The 15,377-nt window shown below is 35.6% G+C and carries 22 protein-coding genes; 16 read left to right on the top strand and 6 right to left on the bottom strand.

Annotated elements, in window-relative coordinates; genetic code table 11:
* Window positions 1–7: 7 nt before the first annotated feature.
* From A1704_RS12670 to A1704_RS12630, 9 genes are all read left to right on the top strand, one after another.
* On the top strand, window positions 8–424 hold the full coding sequence (locus A1704_RS12670) for a hypothetical protein (protein WP_062673908.1): 417 nt from the start codon (window positions 8–10) through the stop codon (window positions 422–424).
* A gap of 88 nt (window positions 425–512) precedes the next feature.
* Window positions 513–932, top strand: a complete 420-nt coding sequence (locus A1704_RS12665; protein ID WP_062673906.1) for a DUF1801 domain-containing protein — start codon at window positions 513–515, stop codon at window positions 930–932.
* A gap of 50 nt (window positions 933–982) precedes the next feature.
* Window positions 983–1,366 (top strand): tetratricopeptide repeat protein, encoded by a 384-nt coding sequence (locus tag A1704_RS12660; RefSeq protein WP_062673904.1) that lies wholly within the window; start codon window positions 983–985, stop codon window positions 1,364–1,366.
* Window positions 1,367–1,393: 27 nt separating this feature from the next.
* On the top strand, window positions 1,394–1,594 hold the full coding sequence (locus A1704_RS12655) for a YqaE/Pmp3 family membrane protein (RefSeq protein ID WP_202967943.1): 201 nt from the start codon (window positions 1,394–1,396) through the stop codon (window positions 1,592–1,594).
* A gap of 163 nt (window positions 1,595–1,757) precedes the next feature.
* Window positions 1,758–2,078 (top strand): ArsR/SmtB family transcription factor, encoded by a 321-nt coding sequence (locus A1704_RS12650; protein ID WP_047378845.1) that lies wholly within the window; start codon window positions 1,758–1,760, stop codon window positions 2,076–2,078.
* 36 nt (window positions 2,079–2,114) lie between these two features.
* Window positions 2,115–2,618 carry an SRPBCC family protein gene (locus A1704_RS12645; protein ID WP_062673900.1) on the top strand — a complete coding sequence of 168 codons (504 nt, stop codon included), beginning with the start codon at window positions 2,115–2,117 and terminating at the stop codon, window positions 2,616–2,618.
* A 2-nt stretch (window positions 2,619–2,620) separates the two neighbouring features.
* Complete coding sequence (locus A1704_RS12640; protein WP_062673898.1) at window positions 2,621–3,034, top strand: SRPBCC family protein; 414 nt, start codon at window positions 2,621–2,623, stop codon at window positions 3,032–3,034.
* Between the two features lie 251 nt (window positions 3,035–3,285).
* On the top strand, window positions 3,286–4,017 hold the full coding sequence (locus tag A1704_RS12635; protein ID WP_062673896.1) for a class I SAM-dependent methyltransferase: 732 nt from the start codon (window positions 3,286–3,288) through the stop codon (window positions 4,015–4,017).
* A 108-nt stretch (window positions 4,018–4,125) separates the two neighbouring features.
* Complete coding sequence (locus A1704_RS12630; RefSeq protein ID WP_062673894.1) at window positions 4,126–5,229, top strand: serine hydrolase domain-containing protein; 1,104 nt, start codon at window positions 4,126–4,128, stop codon at window positions 5,227–5,229.
* Window positions 5,230–5,243: 14 nt separating this feature from the next.
* Here the strand turns inward: A1704_RS12630 and A1704_RS12625 are convergent, their stop codons facing one another.
* Both A1704_RS12625 and A1704_RS12620 read right to left on the bottom strand, forming a co-directional pair.
* Window positions 5,244–6,650 (bottom strand): MFS transporter, encoded by a 1,407-nt coding sequence (locus tag A1704_RS12625; RefSeq protein ID WP_062673892.1) that lies wholly within the window; start codon window positions 6,648–6,650, stop codon window positions 5,244–5,246.
* Between the two features lie 40 nt (window positions 6,651–6,690).
* Window positions 6,691–7,257 carry a TetR/AcrR family transcriptional regulator gene (locus A1704_RS12620; RefSeq protein WP_238590613.1) on the bottom strand — a complete coding sequence of 189 codons (567 nt, stop codon included), beginning with the start codon at window positions 7,255–7,257 and terminating at the stop codon, window positions 6,691–6,693.
* A gap of 201 nt (window positions 7,258–7,458) precedes the next feature.
* On the opposite strand from A1704_RS12620, the gene A1704_RS12615 reads away from it, so the two are divergent.
* Entirely contained in the window at window positions 7,459–7,839 is a 381-nt protein-coding gene (locus tag A1704_RS12615) for a VOC family protein (protein ID WP_062674776.1), read from the top strand.
* A 93-nt stretch (window positions 7,840–7,932) separates the two neighbouring features.
* On the top strand, window positions 7,933–8,556 hold the full coding sequence (locus A1704_RS12610; RefSeq protein WP_062673888.1) for a hypothetical protein: 624 nt from the start codon (window positions 7,933–7,935) through the stop codon (window positions 8,554–8,556).
* Between the two features lie 13 nt (window positions 8,557–8,569).
* Here the strand turns inward: A1704_RS12610 and A1704_RS12605 are convergent, their stop codons facing one another.
* From A1704_RS12605 to A1704_RS25005, 4 genes are all read right to left on the bottom strand, one after another.
* On the bottom strand, window positions 8,570–9,589 hold the full coding sequence (locus A1704_RS12605) for an NAD-dependent epimerase/dehydratase family protein (protein WP_062673886.1): 1,020 nt from the start codon (window positions 9,587–9,589) through the stop codon (window positions 8,570–8,572).
* 59 nt (window positions 9,590–9,648) lie between these two features.
* Window positions 9,649–10,224, bottom strand: a complete 576-nt coding sequence (locus A1704_RS12600) for a Crp/Fnr family transcriptional regulator (RefSeq protein ID WP_062673885.1) — start codon at window positions 10,222–10,224, stop codon at window positions 9,649–9,651.
* Between the two features lie 205 nt (window positions 10,225–10,429).
* Entirely contained in the window at window positions 10,430–10,804 is a 375-nt protein-coding gene (locus A1704_RS12595) for a hypothetical protein (protein ID WP_062673884.1), read from the bottom strand.
* On the bottom strand, window positions 10,804–10,938 hold the full coding sequence (locus A1704_RS25005) for a hypothetical protein (RefSeq protein ID WP_262486814.1): 135 nt from the start codon (window positions 10,936–10,938) through the stop codon (window positions 10,804–10,806). Before A1704_RS25005 ends, A1704_RS12595 begins: the two co-directional genes overlap by 1 nt.
* A gap of 99 nt (window positions 10,939–11,037) precedes the next feature.
* On the opposite strand from A1704_RS25005, the gene A1704_RS12590 reads away from it, so the two are divergent.
* The 5 genes from A1704_RS12590 (at window position 11,038) to tyrS (ending at window position 15,307) form a co-directional block, all read left to right on the top strand.
* Entirely contained in the window at window positions 11,038–11,658 is a 621-nt protein-coding gene (locus A1704_RS12590) for a TetR/AcrR family transcriptional regulator (protein ID WP_062673882.1), read from the top strand.
* Window positions 11,636–12,130 (top strand): GNAT family N-acetyltransferase, encoded by a 495-nt coding sequence (locus tag A1704_RS12585; protein ID WP_062673880.1) that lies wholly within the window; start codon window positions 11,636–11,638, stop codon window positions 12,128–12,130. The genes A1704_RS12590 and A1704_RS12585 overlap by 23 nt, the downstream gene beginning before the upstream one ends.
* 11 nt (window positions 12,131–12,141) lie before the next feature.
* Window positions 12,142–12,960, top strand: coding sequence for an AraC family transcriptional regulator (locus A1704_RS12580; RefSeq protein WP_062673878.1), 819 nt, complete (start codon window positions 12,142–12,144; stop codon window positions 12,958–12,960).
* Between the two features lie 75 nt (window positions 12,961–13,035).
* Window positions 13,036–13,626 carry an NAD(P)H-dependent oxidoreductase gene (locus A1704_RS12575; protein ID WP_062673876.1) on the top strand — a complete coding sequence of 197 codons (591 nt, stop codon included), beginning with the start codon at window positions 13,036–13,038 and terminating at the stop codon, window positions 13,624–13,626.
* 481 nt (window positions 13,627–14,107) lie between these two features.
* Window positions 14,108–15,307: a tyrosine--tRNA ligase gene (tyrS, locus tag A1704_RS12570; RefSeq protein WP_062673874.1), complete on the top strand. Its 1,200-nt coding sequence runs from the start codon at window positions 14,108–14,110 to the stop codon at window positions 15,305–15,307.
* Window positions 15,308–15,377: the final 70 nt, after the last annotated feature.

The raw sequence follows: 15,377 nt of genomic DNA, 5'->3' as shown, positions 1-15,377 counted from the left end.
GACTGAGATGACGACAGAAAAAATTAATATGCTGGAAGCTATTTTTAATCAATCTTTAAAAACAGCTCTTGACAATACTACTCCAGAAAAGATTGATGAAATTCTTGACAACCGAGATTCTGCAGAGTTTTCTGATGAATGGATGAAAGCGTATCAGGTGATTGAAGAAAAAGCTTTTGATGAAGAAACAGAAGACCAGATAAGTGATATCCGAAAGGAGATTTTTGTTTCCACGTTCAGAAGTACCGGTTCTTCAGATCTTCCGGCTTATATTTCGGATGATTTTGGTTTGATTTGCTCTTACTACATTCACCAGGTTGAAAATAGCTGGGTCACCAATTTGCTTTTCACCTATCTTCATCATCAGATTCCACAAGGTGAACTGATGAAAACAGAGAAAACAATAAAAGAATTGATCCCATAGATCAGAAAATACAATATAAAGAACAGCGATTGCTGTTCTTTTTGTTTTAAATTAGTCGCTCGATAATTTCAAAATCAATTCCTGATCTATGACCATTCAAGAACAAATCCAGGGCTACATCAACAGTCAGCCGGAACTGAAACGCAATGATATGCAGGAACTCCACAATATTATTGTGGAGCTCATCCCGGAATGCCAGCTGTGGTTTCTGGATGGTAAAAACAGTGAAAATAAAACCGTTTCCAATCCCAATATCGGATATGGATCATATACCATGCAGTATGCAGATGGAAAAACCAGAGATTTTTATCAGATTGGAATGAGTGCCAATACCACAGGAATTTCTATCTACATTATGAATATCGGTGATAAGGCCTATTTAGCCAAAACATATGGAGATAAAATAGGGAAAGCCAGTGTAACAGGATATTGTATTAAATTCAAAGCGTTGAAAGATATCAACATTGAAATCCTGAAAGCTGCCATACTGAATAGACTTAAAGAGTAAAAAGCTAAATTTGCACCTTATAGTAAACATCCATTCTGTAATTTTAAATAATGAGTACGATAACAACAAGATTAGAAAACGTAAAAAAACTTCAGGCTAAAAGATGGGAAAATGAAGACCATTGGGATACTTTAAATGATCTGTTGGTTAAAGAATTAGATGAAATTTTATTGATTGAGCCTGAAAACACTTCGGCTTTAATCAATATTGGGGCTATTTACTCGGATATGGGAGAAAATGAAAAGGCATTGGAGTATTTAAAAACGGCATTAGATTTGGGTTCAAAAGACAAAAATCTTTTTGTAAATCTCGCTATTGTGCTTGTTTATATGGAGAAACATCAGGAAGAGTATTTGGAATATCTAGAAGAAGCAGAGAATAAAACGGAAGATCCTCTCACTTTTAAAGCGTATTTTGATCCTCAGTCCCGGTAAAATCAAATTAATTAAAAACTTAAAATCATGTTATTAGCCATCTTACTTCCCTTCTTATCTTTCATGGTCCGTGGAAAAGTTTTCACCGGAATTATCTGCCTTATTTTACAGATCACTCTGATCGGATGGCTTCCTGCGGCAATCTGGGCTGTACTTTCTTTAAATAATGAAAGAGCAGACAAAAGAAATGACCGATTGATCAAAGCCATGCGGGAAAATAAAAGATAAAACTTACCCAAGCCTACTACAAACACCTGATTTAAAATCAATTAATAAACATTATCTATTGTTTTTCAGTTTCTGATTTATAAATTTCATCAAAAAAAATTGCGAAACCGAAAAGTTGCACATATATTTGCAACCATATAGTTTCATTTAAAAATTATCACCTATGAGAAGAGATATTTTTCAGGCTATAGCAGATCCTACACGAAGAGCTATTATTGCACTGATCGCAGTACAGGCGATGACGCCCAATGCCATAGCAGAGCATTTTGATACGACCAGACAGGCCGTTTCAAAACATCTGAAAATTCTGACAGAGTGTGAATTGGTGACTCAAAACCATCAGGGAAGAGAAATTTATTACTTTCTAGAAATTGATAAAATGAAAGAAATAGACCATTGGCTGGAACAGTTCAGAAAGATATGGGAAAGCCGTTTCGAACAGCTTGACACGTTACTGGCAACTTTGAAAAGCCAGCAGAAATAAAGTTTAATACGACAACCAAACTATAAAAATATTAATATGAAACATCTTCTTCAGTTCGATTTCCTTGCAGATAAGGAAAAGAACACCTTAACCATCAGACGTGAGTTTATGGCGAACAGACAATTGGTATGGGATTGCTACACGAAAAGTGACCTTCTTGATCGTTGGTTCGCTCCCAAACCATTTACTACCAAAACAAAATCTATGGAATTCCGTGAAGGTGGACACTGGCATTATGCAATGGTAGAACCTGACGGAAAAGAATACTGGAGCTGGGTTGGCTATCACAAGATCAATCCAATTGATTCTTATACTTCAAGTGATGCGTTTTGCAATGAAAAGGGAGAAATCAATATAGATCTTCCTCAAGCAGAATGGGTAGTATCTTTCACGGATAAAAATGAGAATACCCTTGTAGAAACTATTGTGACCTATCAATCCTTAGCAGATCTGGAAACCATTATCGAAATGGGAATGGAACAGGGAATGATGGCTACTCTTGAAAAGCTTGACGAATTATTATTAACATTAAACCCATAAAAATGAGCCACAAAATCACAGTTTCTGCCATCATCAGTGCAGATGCAGAAAAAGTATGGAATTATTACACCCATCCTGAACACATCACTCAATGGAACTTTGCTGATCCTTCATGGCAATGCCCATCTGCTTCCAATGATATGAAAGTAGGTGGAAAATATGCAGCGAGAATGGAAGCCAAAGACGGAAGTTTCGGTTTCGACTTTGAAGCCATTTACAATGAAATAAAAGATGGTGAAAACTTTACTTATACCATGCCGGACGGAAGACAGGTACATGTTGACTTTAAAGAAAACAATGGCCAAACCCATGTACATGTAGCTTTTGATCCTGAAAGCCAGAATCCTGAAGAAATGCAGAAAGGAGGCTGGCAGGCAATTCTTGATAATTTCAAAAAGTATGCGGAAGCCAATTAAAAATATTTCAATCAAAAATTGATAAAAGCTGGATGTTTTACATTCAGCTTTTATTTTTCTGGGATCAGAAATCTCTGAAATCTGATATTGTTGTAAATTTACATTTCAAACTCTGAAGGATTGATAGTAAAAAACTACAAACTTCTTTAATCCTTGTGATAAGTCAAGGGTTAGAACCTTGACAAGGATAGAGGATCATTCAGAAAAAATCAAAATGATTTTAATTAAAGAACCACATTTTTTGGAAAGCTATGAAAGAAAATAAATACGACCATCCATCATTTTTTGACCAGTATGAAAAAATGCTCCGTTCTCAGATTGGATTGGAAGGAGCTGGAGAATGGCATACTCTCAAAAATATGCTGCCGGATTTTCATGGAAAAAACATTCTGGATTTAGGATGTGGTTTCGGATGGCATTGTCGTTTCGCTATAGAAAACGGAGCCAAAACGGTTACCGGAATTGATCTTTCAGAAAGAATGCTGGCAAAAGCTGTGGAAATCAATAGTCTGCCTGGAATTCAATATGAAAGAATAGCTCTGGAAGAAGTGGATTATCCTGCTGAAAAATTTGATATCATACTCAGTTCTCTCACCTTACATTATGTAGAATCCTTCGATAGTATTGCTCAAAATATTTATAAATGGCTCACACCCGGCGGATCTTTTGTATTTTCAGTAGAACATCCTGTATTCACTGCAGAAGGTGGTCAGGACTGGATATATGATAAAAATGGTGAAAAAATCTGCTGGCCGGTAGACCGTTATTTTATAGAAGGAAAAAGGAATACAACTTTTCTGGGTGAAAATGTCATTAAATACCACCGCACTTTAACTTCTTATTTAAATACATTATTAAAACACGGCTTCACCCTCAAAGAAGTTATCGAGCCGGAGCCAGGTCAGGAAATGTTGAAAGAAATTCCGGAGATGAAAGAAGAACTCCGCAGACCTATGATGTTTCTCATCTCCGTATTGAAATAATTTTCAGAAAATCAACTTTATTGTTTTTAAAAATACAATATACTTTGCTATATTGTATAACATAGTAATTAAAATAATATATATCTTTGTATAACAAAATACAGAGATATGATTATTAAAAAACTCATAACCCCACTTATTCTACTTCCATTTTTAAGCAATACAACCGATGCTCAGACACTATCAAAAAGATATGAAAAGAAGATTGACAGCATTATCCAGACTGAATTCGGGAATAAAAATGAGCCTGGTGGCGTTTTCCTCATTAGTCAGAACGGAAAAAATCTGTATAGGAAAGCATTTGGGAAAGCCAATCTTGAACTTAACGTCAATATGACCCCTGAGAATGTTTTCCAAATTGGTTCAATGACCAAACAGTTTACAGCCGTAGCTATTCTGCTGCTTGAGCAACAGAGAAAACTGAATGTCAACGATCCCATTTCCCAATACATCAAAGATTATCCTAACGGAGATAAGATCACTATTCATCAACTTCTGACGCATACTTCAGGAATTAAAGATTTTACCAAAATGAAGTCTATTTCTTCCATTGCCCAAAAAGAAATGAAACCTGAAGAAATGGTGAATTTTTTCAAAAATGAACCTGTCGATTTCGCACCTGGAGAAAAATTTGATTACAACAATTCCGGCTATGTGGTTTTGGGATATATCATTGAGCTTGTCTCCGGAACTTCTTATGAAGATTTTATTAAGAAAAATATCTTCGATAAAGCAGGAATGAACCACTCTTATTATGCTTCTGACAGAAAAGTTATTCCTCAAAGAGCTTACGGATATCACAAAAAAGAGCAGGGATTTGTAAATAAGACAGTCATCAGTTTCAGCGTTCCATTCTCTTCCGGATCACTAATGTCTACAGCAGATGATATGCTGAAATGGCAGCAGGCCCTAAACCAAAATTTAATATTGGATTTAAAAGAAACTCAAAAGGCTTTTCAGAAATATAAACTGAATAATGGTGAAGAATTTACTTATGGCTACGGCTGGCATTTGAAAGACATCAATGGAATTCCTGACCGTGAGCATGGAGGAAGTGTCTTCGGATTTAAAAGTATGGGAGTTTACATTCCTGCTGAAGATGTTTATGTGATTGGGCTCAGCAACTGCGACTGCCACTCTCCTACCGAAGTGACCAAAAATATGGCAAAAGCAGCTTTACATGAAATGAAAACCTCATCAAAACAACCTTAAAAACAAGATCTGTTTTATTGGCTGCTCCTCATCTCAGGAAGAACATGATCCGGAACTATATATATACAGATCATTACAAAGATCAGACATAAAATATTAATCCGCAAAGCAACAGAGAAGGCATTGTAATAATATTTTACATCAGGCTTTTCTCCAAGAAAATAGTAGAAGAGACTTCCTACAGCAACAATTCCCACAATAGCTGCAATCTGCTGAATGGTATTATAAACACCTGACGCATTCCCGATCAGCTTTTCAGATATTCCCGACATCGCTATGTTTGCCAGGGAAGGAATGATAGATCCTATTCCCAAGCCATGTAAAAACAACAGCAGACAAAAAACCGGAAAACTGATCTGTGTCCTGAACAAAAACAATTGGAGCACAAGGATAATAATAATAAAGCCAAGTCCTGCCATCAGGGCTTTTTTTCCATATCTTAAAATCAGTTTTACTGAAAAAACGGAAGCCAGAATAAAACCCAATCCCTGAAAAACAATAATCTCACCTGCTTTTAATGGACTGATCTTTAGACCATCCTGAAAAAACAAGGATAGAATATAGAAATAGGAGTCCAGCATGATAAAAAAGAAGGAAACCGCTATAATTCCGAGATTGAAATTTTTATAACGGAACAACTCAAAATCAATCAGATAAGCTTGTGCATTCTGGATTCTTTTCTTTTGATTTTTAATAAATGTGAATAAAATTCCGACAGAAATAATCATTAATGAAATATTTTTAAAATCAAACCCTTCGTGTTCAGAGAGGGTTAAAGCATAAGTAGCACAGAACAATCCTGCAGAAAGAATTAAAACTCCGCTCCAATCAAAAGACTGTTCCACATCCATTCTTGATTCGTCTAATAATCTTAAGCTAAAGAAAATAGCTGGTAAACATATGGGAATATTCATCAGAAAAATGAGTCTCCAGGGTTCTTCTATGATCATCAGAGACGAAAAATAGCCTCCGAGAAACTGACCCAGGACAGTTCCTATTCCGATGGTAATTCCATACCAACCCATCGCTTGGGTACGTTCCTTATGATCAGGAAACAGAATTTGTATCATCGAAAGTACCTGAGGAGCCATTATAGCTGCACTTATTCCCTGTACAAATCTTGCGATGACCAACTGGTAAGCTCCTGCAGAAAACCCACATGCAACAGAGCTTATCATAAAAGCTGATAACCCAATCACGTACATCTTTTTTCTTCCATACAAATCACCCAATCGTCCACCTGTAATGAGTAAAGAGGCAAAACCAATAAGATAGGCAGCAATCATAAACTGCATTTCCCCGTTAGAGGCATAAAAATCACGCTGTATAGAAGGCATGGACACATTAATGATAAAAATATCCATAATTGTCAACAACTGACCAAACAATATCACCAATAATTTCAAATACTTACTCTTCATTTTTATATAGATATATCTATTTTTAAATAATCAAAAAAAATCAAGATAATAAACCCTGTGTCATTTTTTTTACCTTAGCAAAAGAATCATTTTGTCTGTTGATGGTAGAGGTGACAACCGCTCCTTCTATTAAAAGGAAAATACTTTCGGCTATTAAATCAGGATCAGCTATTTGACCTTTTGCTGCACATTCATTGACAAGGGTTTTGATCAAATCTTTTTGCTTTTCTTTATGCTGTTTGGCAAAAGCTGAAACGGAAGGATTGCCTTCTCCTATTTCAGAAACAATTTTAATGAAATGACATCCTGCAAATTTTGAAGTCTGCTGTAGCTTTTTTCTGTAATCAATAAGTGCAAGAATCTTTTCTTTCGGGTCTGAAATTTTGGATGTGCTGTTTTCAAATCCTTCGAACCAATCCAATTCTTCTTTGATAAGATAAGCCTGAAGAAGATCATTTTTAGATGAAAAATGATTGTACAAAGAGCCAATCGCAATATCAGCCTCAGCAATAATCTGATTGATTCCCGTAGAATTATACCCCTGTTTATAAAATAAATCCGAAGCAACCCTGATAATTCTTTCGCGTACTTTTTCCTTTTTCATCATGAAAATTTTTACAAATGTAGACAAAAAATAGAGAAGTCTATCTATTTTTAAAATTAAGATAAAAAACTTTATTTTAGATCCAGTAAATCATCCGCTCTGTTTAAACTATGAAATCATGAAACTGCTGTCCTTTTTTTGACCTTTTTATTGCTAATAGGCGTATCTTGCAGTCAGCCGCAGAAAACCAATCCTGTAAAAAATATGAAACCTACCAATCCTGTTGTCTACTTTGAAATTCCTGTGAATGATCTTGAACGTGCTGAAAAGTTTTATTCTGAAGTTTTCAACTTTAGTTTTGAAAAAGAAATTATAGACAGCTATGAAATGGCTTTCTTTCCTTTTGAAGAAAAAAACGGTGGTATTACGGGAGCTTTAGCCAAAGGAGATGTCTACAAACCTTCTAAAAACGGAGTCATTATCTATTTTAAAACAGAAAATATTGACAGAACATTGGAACAAGCCGTTCACCATGGTGGTTCAGTTCTTTATCCTAAAAGAATTGACGAAAAATATGGGTTTGCTGTAGCAGAGTTTGAAGACCCGGAAGGAAACAGAATCGCACTGCATGAAACCGTAAAATAGCCATACCATTTATTGCATATTATTTTTTTAACAGAATTACTGCATATTTTGTATATTTAAACAACCATTTGAAATCCAACTGGGTAAAGAACTATGGCGGAAGAACTTTATTTCATCAAGACCAATCCAACTATTGCCAAAATTAATTTGTACAATAAGTTGAGCCGTGAAGAAGAAAATATTCTGAAATTTCTTCAGCCTGAAGCGAAAAACACCCTTGAAACCATTAAAGAAAAAATCAAGGATTCTGTAGAAGAACTTACACAGGAAGAACTTCTGCTTATTTTTCAATGGTTTCATAAAGTCTATTCTTCAGATCATGAGGAGACCAAAACACAGCTTTTCATCAATGGTATAGATCTTTTTTATGAAATTCCAACAAATGTTCATGCTGAGAATTTTCTTCAGATTCTTTCGGACTATGAAAAACTGCTGAAACAGGACATGAATTATATTGTGGATTCTAAAAATTTCAATCAGTTTCTGATCTACGGAATTTTTCTGACAGAAATGATCAACAGAAAACAGCATCCTGATAATATCCTTTGTGAATATCTGAAACCGGATAACCAGTCTTTATACCTTCTGGCAGAAGACCAATGCGGGGTGAAAGATTTTGATCCCAACATCATTCCGGATCTTCAGCACTATTTTAATGATCTCTATGATCTGACCAAGTTTTACAAAGGTTCTATTATTAAACTGGAAAATCAATAAAAAAAGAGGCTTTTCACGCCTCTATCAACATTTCAGGGTTTTTCATAAGGTAATCTAATGCTTCCCTCACAGCCTGTTCAGGGCTTTTGGGATTGAATCCCAGTTCATTTCTGGCTTTGGAAATATCAAAATCCTGCTGTAGTCCTGAAAACATTGCAATATCTTTTCGGGTAAGTACCGGTGGCTTTCTGCTCAGCTTTGCGGTCAATTCCATGATACCAGCAATCGTAAACAGGATCCCTTTGGGAACGGCACGTGGAATACTCAGTTTCAGCTCCGGATAAAGGGTATTGGCAAGAATGGTGGTATCCGTGATTGTCATGCATTTTTCATTGGCAAGAATATAACGTTCACCGGAGCGTCCTTTTTCAGCTGCCAGATAGCATCCTTCCGCAACATCTTTTACATCAATCCAGTTCAGGGTAATTTTAGTATCTACCGGAATTTTTCTATTCAAAATTAATTTGAGAACTCCGTAGGAAACATTTAATGGTAAAAATGCCTTACTTCCAATCATCGCAGAAGGCATCACTGAAACCAGTTCTATTCCCAGTTTTGAAGCCAGCTCAAAAGCCAACTTCTCCCCGTCATTCTTAGAATTATAGTACATATCTCTACGATCTGGATTATAACCTTTACTTTCTTTTGTAGGCAAGTGGGTATAATTAAGTGCTGCAATAGAACTTACGTACACTATTTTTTTTACACCTGCTTCTGCCGCTGCTTCGATGGTATTTCGGGTACCTTTGATATTCACGTCATAGATTTCTTTTTTAGGATCTTTAGCCCATAATTTAAAAGAAGCCCCTACCGCGTAAAATGTTTCTACTCCCTGAAGTGCTTTTAAAAAAGAGGTCTTATCAGTAATATCGGCTTGCACCAGCTCACAATCCAATCCTTCAAAAGGTTTTCTGTTCTCTGTATTTCTTACAGCTGCCCGTACCGGAAGCCCTTGTTTTAGTAAGAATCTGACTAAATTATTTCCCAGATGTCCATTGGCTCCTGAAACAAGGCTTAGATTATTTTTTGTCATTGCATAAATTTTAATCTTGCAAAGTTCATTTTCCAGAAACCGGAACCACTTGACTTTTGTTAGTTAATTATTTTTCTCCGGATTCTGCTTAGACTTTCCGGTTTCATTCCTAAAAATGAGGCGATATACTGAATAGGAACATTCTGAATAATTTCGGGATAATCATTCATCAGTTTCAAATATCGTTGTTCAGCATTCAAAACAGATAATTCTCTGGAACGTTTTTCGTTATAGGTAATCGACTGCTGAAAAACCGAAATACTGAAATCTTTCATAGCCTGGCTTTGGCTGATCAGCTGGTCCAGGTTTTCTTTGGAAATTCTTAAAAGCTCAGAATTAGTGATGGATTCTATAGTATTTTCAGAAAGGGTCTGGTTGGTAAAATCTGAATAAGATGTAAAAAATCCCGGTGGACAATTGATATGCGTAGTCACTTCATTTCCATTCTCATCCATATAAAAAAGCCTAATATAACCTTCAATGATATAGTAAAGATATTCGGGGATTTTCCCGGCCTCTTCTATTATTGTATTTTTTGAAAATGTTACAGGCTCAAAATATTTCCTGACTGCTTCGGTTTCTTCCAGGGTAAAATCATGACCAGAACACATATATTGTAAAAGCTTGTCGTGCATTGAAGTGAATATTTTTAATCCTATACAAAAATACCAAAAGAAAATTTCAATAATTACAAGTTTAAAAAATAGTCACCTATCCATGTAACATCTTGCATTCAATAATTGTCTTTTATACATAACCGAAAGAAAACTGCTACTCCAAATGCAGTAAAAATAATTATTGAACCAGGATAAAAACTATAACACAGCCGGCAGTCTCCTTTTACGATGCAGAACTGCTGGTTTTTTTATGTATCTGCTTTACTGCAAAAAGATAGTACCCTACTCCTCCTGCAACATAAGCCAGCACATCAAAAAAATCTCCGGTAAAATGAGTTGATAGTTTGGGACAGATCACTTCAAACAAAAAAGAGAGATACAGCACTGAGGTCAATACAAACTTCAAATCAGGTTTCCATTGATAACCGAGAATTCCATTCATGATATGTTCTATCAGATAACAATACATGGGAATTGTAATACAATCTGTAAAATGGTCATTGATAACGGGAATAACAATTCTGTTTGTTCTCAGCAGAATAATAATTCCCCATGTTGCCAGTCCCAGTAGGAACCAAAAGGAAATTCGTTTATTCATCACATATGCAAAACAGCCATTATTACTCCAAGAATAACCTGCAGTATTTTTGATATAACTTCCCCGGGATCTGTTTGGGTTTCTTGATCAGTACTTTCTGCCAACTCATCATTGAATTTTGATTTACCTTCCATTGTCATAAGATTTGATACTGCAAAGATATCAAATTAGAACAATTGTTCTAATTTTAAAAATATGATTTATATCCACTCTGATATTCTTATCTTTGGGTTATGAAGACCAAGGATAAAATTCTGTCTAAAGCACTGGAATTATTTAATGAGAAAGGGTACAACAATATTACCACAAGGCATATTGCTGCCGAACTTCACATCAGTGCAGGAAATCTGCACTACCATTTCAAACATTCTGAAGACATCATTACAATCCTATTCTCAGAGCTTACCCTGGAAATGGATGAGCTACTGAACCAGATGAAAAAAAAGGAAAATAAAAGTCTGGAAGATCTTTATCAGTTTACCTATTCTACCTGTGAAATTTTTTATTCTTACCGCTTTATATTTATCAATTTTATAGATATTCTGAATCGTAATCCTGACATCAAAGCCAATTATGAAGGGATTAATTTCAGCAGAAAAGAGGAATTTCAACTGATCTTTTCAGATCTTCAGAAGAACAATATATTTTTGAAAGATGTACCTCATTTTATTATAGATGGTCTTGTTGAGCAGATTTTCATCATTGCCGACAACTGGCTTACCCATAACAGACTTATTTTGAAACTTAATCCGAATGAGGCTATTCAGCATTATACCCTTCTGCAGATGAATCTTTTCTACCCACTTCTCAATAAAGAACAGCAAAAACTTTATGAACAGCAATACATCAGATAATCACATCATCCTTAGAAAAGGAGTTTACGATGATCTCCCGGCAATGTTGCAGCTGTTTACGGCAACAATAGATGAGGTGTGCAAAAAAGACTATAATCTACAACAGCTCGAAGCCTGGAAATCCGGTGCCGAGAATGAAGAAAGATGGATGAAGGTAATCAAAGATCAATACGTTGTTGTAGCTGTTACAGAGACTAAAATAGCAGGTTTCTGTACGCTCGACCAGGGAAATTATATTGATCTGCTCTTTGTACACAAAGATTGTCAGCATAGAGGAATTGCAACCCTGCTTTATCGTCACATTGAAAAGGAAGCTTTGCTGAATAATGAAAAAAAAATTACAGCTGATGTCAGTAAAACGGCCAGACCTTTTTTTAAAAAAAGAGGTTTTCATGTGGTTCAGGAACAGACTGTTCATGTAAAAGGAATTGCTATGACCAACTATAAAATGGTAAAAAATCTCATCTCTTAACTTTCAGGATTATGGAATTACGTTCAGAATATAACGAGTATAGAATTTCAGTTCCAAAGGAATTTGAAAAAATATTTACTCATTTTTACTTTGCTGCAAATACTTCTGAATCCTCCATTACCAAAACGCTTTTACCCACTTATCAGACGATTTTGTTATTTTGTTTTGGAGAAAATGCCACGATGTCCACCCGGAAAAAGACCATCATAAGTGTTGATAAATGTATGGTTTTCGGGCCTGTAAGACAAGCCTTTGAATATACACTTCCCGCTGGCTGCTCTATTTTGGTTGTTAATTTTAAAGATGATGCTTTTTTCAGATTCTTCGGAAAAATATCCATTGAACAATCGGTAAGACATCCTGATGAATTGCTGGAAGAAAACTGCTTTACAGACCTTTGGCATCAGCTTACCAGATTAGATTCAGTCACCCAACAGGTGAATCATATTCTTGAATTCTGTAAGCCTTATCTCCAGGATCGGGATATCACCAGCCAGCTTTTGAGCAGTTTTGAAAACGATCTTTTAAATCCCATAAAAGTCATTGCAGAGCAAACCCATCAGACGGAAAGAAATATCCAACGGAAACAAAAAGAACAGTTTGGCTATTCTTTAAAAGAGCTTGCCCGCTACAACCGTTTTTTAAAAGCAATACAACTCATCGAAAAAGAGACTGAAAAACAAAATCAGGTCAAATCGTTTACCATTATTGATGAATGCGGTTACTATGATCAAAGCCAGCTCATCCATGATTTCAAGCATTTTATCAACATTTCTCCGGCTCAGTATTTAAAATTCCAACAGGAAATCTGTAATCCAAAATCTAAATAGTCCGTTTCGTTTTCTTACAATTTTTAAAAAGAGCACTCCGCTAATTTTGTCTCATTAATCTTAACAATCAAAACAATGAGACATTTAATCATTTACGCGCATCCTAATGAAAACAGCTTAAATCATCATCTTCTAAACACTGTTATTGAAACCCTTCAATATCACAACGAGGAAATTATTGTGAGAGATCTTTACGACATCGGTTTCAATCCTGTTCTTTCTTTGAATGATATACAGGGACAAAGGATAGGAAAACTATCAGATGATGTAAAAACCGAACAGGATCATATTTCGTGGGCAGAACAAATTACTTTTATTTATCCTATCTGGTGGACCGGTCTTCCCGCAATGATGAAAGGATATATAGACCGTGTGTTCAGTTATGGTTTTGCTTACCGATATGACCAGGGCATACAGAAAGGTCTTCTGAAAGGCAAAAAAACCGTTATCATCAATACCCATGGAAAATCTCATGAAGAATATGAAAAAACAGGCATGGATAATGCCCTTACTTTAACATCTGACAATGGTATTTTTATCTATTCCGGGCTTGAAATTATCAGACATTTCTTTTTTGATAAAGCAGATAAAGCTTCTCCTGAAAATCTGGAAATCTGGAAAGGTCAGATTAAAAATTTATACTATAAAAATGTTCTTAACTATTAATTTTTTTCATGAAAACAACGATAGAAAAACAGAGAATAAGCCCTATTTTACAGACTTCTTATCAGGTAACAAAGAAAATAATAAAATACAGTTTTTACATCTTTATCTTGTATTTTATTTTTAAGGGATTTATGGCATGAAATTAGCTTCAAAAATCGCAAGTAAAATTGTTTTGAACCATTATTTTAAGCCATTAAGATTGATGGATGGTTAAGTTTTTCTTTTAAAACAAATCTTGTTATAACCCTACAATGCGTCTTAATGGTTTAAATATTGGATCTTCAGGAAATTCCTGTATATTTACCTTATAATGAAACATCTGAACAGTATATTACGTCTTCCATTCTTCAGTGAATATTATACACCGGGCTATCGTTCGGGAAGACTTTCTATATCTGTAATCCAATAAAATAATCTAACGTTTATATAGAAGCCCGGACAGTGCCTGTCCGGGCTTTTTTCATTTTAAAACTATTCAAACATGATTCATCCATTACAAGAAAATGTGGCTATCATCCTGCCTGAAAACGGTTTGGAAGAAAAACTGGCTCAAGCCGAAAAGGAAAACAGAAAACTTTCCATCAAACTGGGATTTGATCCCACCGCTCCGGATCTGCATCTGGGACATGCTGTAGTCTTAAAAAAACTGAAACAGTTTCAGGATCTGGGCCATCATATCATTATTGTCGTTGGAAGCTTTACGGCAAGAATTGGCGATCCCACCGGAAAAAATAAAGCCAGAAAACCTTTAAGTGCTGAAGATGTGCAGCATAATGCCCAGACTTATATCAATCAGCTTTCCAAGGTCATTGATGTACAGAAGACAAAGATTGTTTTCAATTCTGACTGGCTGGATGCTCTTGATTTTTCTGAAGTCATCCAACTGCTTTCAAAAGTGACCGTGGCTCAATTGATGCACCGCAATGATTTCAATAAAAGATTCACAGAAAATACACCTATTGCCATGCATGAACTGGTTTACCCGATTCTTCAGGGTTTTGATTCTGTAAAAATAGAGTGTGATATTGAAATGGGTGGCACGGATCAGCTCTTCAACTGTACCATGGGAAGGCAGCTCCAGGAAGTACATCAAATGACTGCTCAGATTGTCATGTGTATGCCATTGCTGAGAGGGCTTGACGGAAAGGAAAAAATGAGCAAATCCCTGAACAATATTATCGGATTGACGGACGAACCTAATGAAATGTTTGGAAAAACCATGTCTATTCCGGATGCTTTGATTGAAGAATTTATCAACCTGACTACAGATTTTTCTATGGAAGAAAAAACGATGGTTCTTTCCAGCATACAAGAAGGGGAAAATCCAATGAATATCAAGAAGCTGATTGCTAAAAATATTATCAGTCAATACCACGATCCTGCTTCAGCAGAAAATGCAGAACAGTTTTTTATCAACCAATTTCAGAATAAAAATTTTGAAGAGAAAGTGTATGAACCTGTGGCTATTGATTCACTGAAAAGTACGGGGAACAGAATCTCTCTCGTTGAACTGTGTCATCAACTTAAAAATGACCTCAGCAAATCGGCAATCAGGAGATTAATAGAGAATGGAGGAGTTCAGATCAATACCCTTAGAATAAAGGACGCAAATGAAGAAATGGAACTGATCCCTCAGACGAAAATAAAAATCGGAAAAAGGGGCTTTTTTGAGCTATTGTAAGGATGGAGGATGTGAGCTGGAGGCTGAAAGTTTTGTTAGGCCATGAACTTCTGAGTTTTTTAATTGAGAT

The organism is Chryseobacterium cucumeris, assembly GCF_001593385.1.
GTDB classification, from domain to species: Bacteria; Bacteroidota; Bacteroidia; order Flavobacteriales; family Weeksellaceae; genus Chryseobacterium; species Chryseobacterium cucumeris.
Note: the sequence above shows the minus strand (reverse complement) of the source record. Positions and strands in the feature narration are given on the sequence as shown.

Bases quoted from the DNA above. Each gene is read 5' to 3' on its own strand.
- A1704_RS12670 (WP_062673908.1), top strand. From the start codon at position 8: ATGACGACAGAAAAAATTAATATGCTGGAAGCTATTTTTAATCAATCT.
- A1704_RS12665 (WP_062673906.1), top strand. From the start codon at position 513: ATGACCATTCAAGAACAAATCCAGGGCTACATCAACAGTCAGCCGGAA.
- A1704_RS12660 (WP_062673904.1), top strand. From the start codon at position 983: ATGAGTACGATAACAACAAGATTAGAAAACGTAAAAAAACTTCAGGCT.
- A1704_RS12655 (WP_202967943.1), top strand. From the start codon at position 1,394: ATGTTATTAGCCATCTTACTTCCCTTCTTATCTTTCATGGTCCGTGGA.
- A1704_RS12650 (WP_047378845.1), top strand. From the start codon at position 1,758: ATGAGAAGAGATATTTTTCAGGCTATAGCAGATCCTACACGAAGAGCT.
- A1704_RS12645 (WP_062673900.1), top strand. From the start codon at position 2,115: ATGAAACATCTTCTTCAGTTCGATTTCCTTGCAGATAAGGAAAAGAAC.
- A1704_RS12640 (WP_062673898.1), top strand. From the start codon at position 2,621: ATGAGCCACAAAATCACAGTTTCTGCCATCATCAGTGCAGATGCAGAA.
- A1704_RS12635 (WP_062673896.1), top strand. From the start codon at position 3,286: ATGAAAGAAAATAAATACGACCATCCATCATTTTTTGACCAGTATGAA.
- A1704_RS12630 (WP_062673894.1), top strand. From the start codon at position 4,126: ATGATTATTAAAAAACTCATAACCCCACTTATTCTACTTCCATTTTTA.
- A1704_RS12625 (WP_062673892.1), bottom strand. From the start codon at position 6,650: ATGAAGAGTAAGTATTTGAAATTATTGGTGATATTGTTTGGTCAGTTG.
- A1704_RS12620 (WP_238590613.1), bottom strand. From the start codon at position 7,257: ATGATGAAAAAGGAAAAAGTACGCGAAAGAATTATCAGGGTTGCTTCG.
- A1704_RS12615 (WP_062674776.1), top strand. From the start codon at position 7,459: ATGAAACCTACCAATCCTGTTGTCTACTTTGAAATTCCTGTGAATGAT.
- A1704_RS12610 (WP_062673888.1), top strand. From the start codon at position 7,933: ATGGCGGAAGAACTTTATTTCATCAAGACCAATCCAACTATTGCCAAA.
- A1704_RS12605 (WP_062673886.1), bottom strand. From the start codon at position 9,589: ATGACAAAAAATAATCTAAGCCTTGTTTCAGGAGCCAATGGACATCTG.
- A1704_RS12600 (WP_062673885.1), bottom strand. From the start codon at position 10,224: ATGCACGACAAGCTTTTACAATATATGTGTTCTGGTCATGATTTTACC.
- A1704_RS12595 (WP_062673884.1), bottom strand. From the start codon at position 10,804: ATGAATAAACGAATTTCCTTTTGGTTCCTACTGGGACTGGCAACATGG.
- A1704_RS25005 (WP_262486814.1), bottom strand. From the start codon at position 10,938: ATGGAAGGTAAATCAAAATTCAATGATGAGTTGGCAGAAAGTACTGAT.
- A1704_RS12590 (WP_062673882.1), top strand. From the start codon at position 11,038: ATGAAGACCAAGGATAAAATTCTGTCTAAAGCACTGGAATTATTTAAT.
- A1704_RS12585 (WP_062673880.1), top strand. From the start codon at position 11,636: ATGAACAGCAATACATCAGATAATCACATCATCCTTAGAAAAGGAGTT.
- A1704_RS12580 (WP_062673878.1), top strand. From the start codon at position 12,142: ATGGAATTACGTTCAGAATATAACGAGTATAGAATTTCAGTTCCAAAG.
- A1704_RS12575 (WP_062673876.1), top strand. From the start codon at position 13,036: ATGAGACATTTAATCATTTACGCGCATCCTAATGAAAACAGCTTAAAT.
- tyrS (WP_062673874.1), top strand. From the start codon at position 14,108: ATGATTCATCCATTACAAGAAAATGTGGCTATCATCCTGCCTGAAAAC.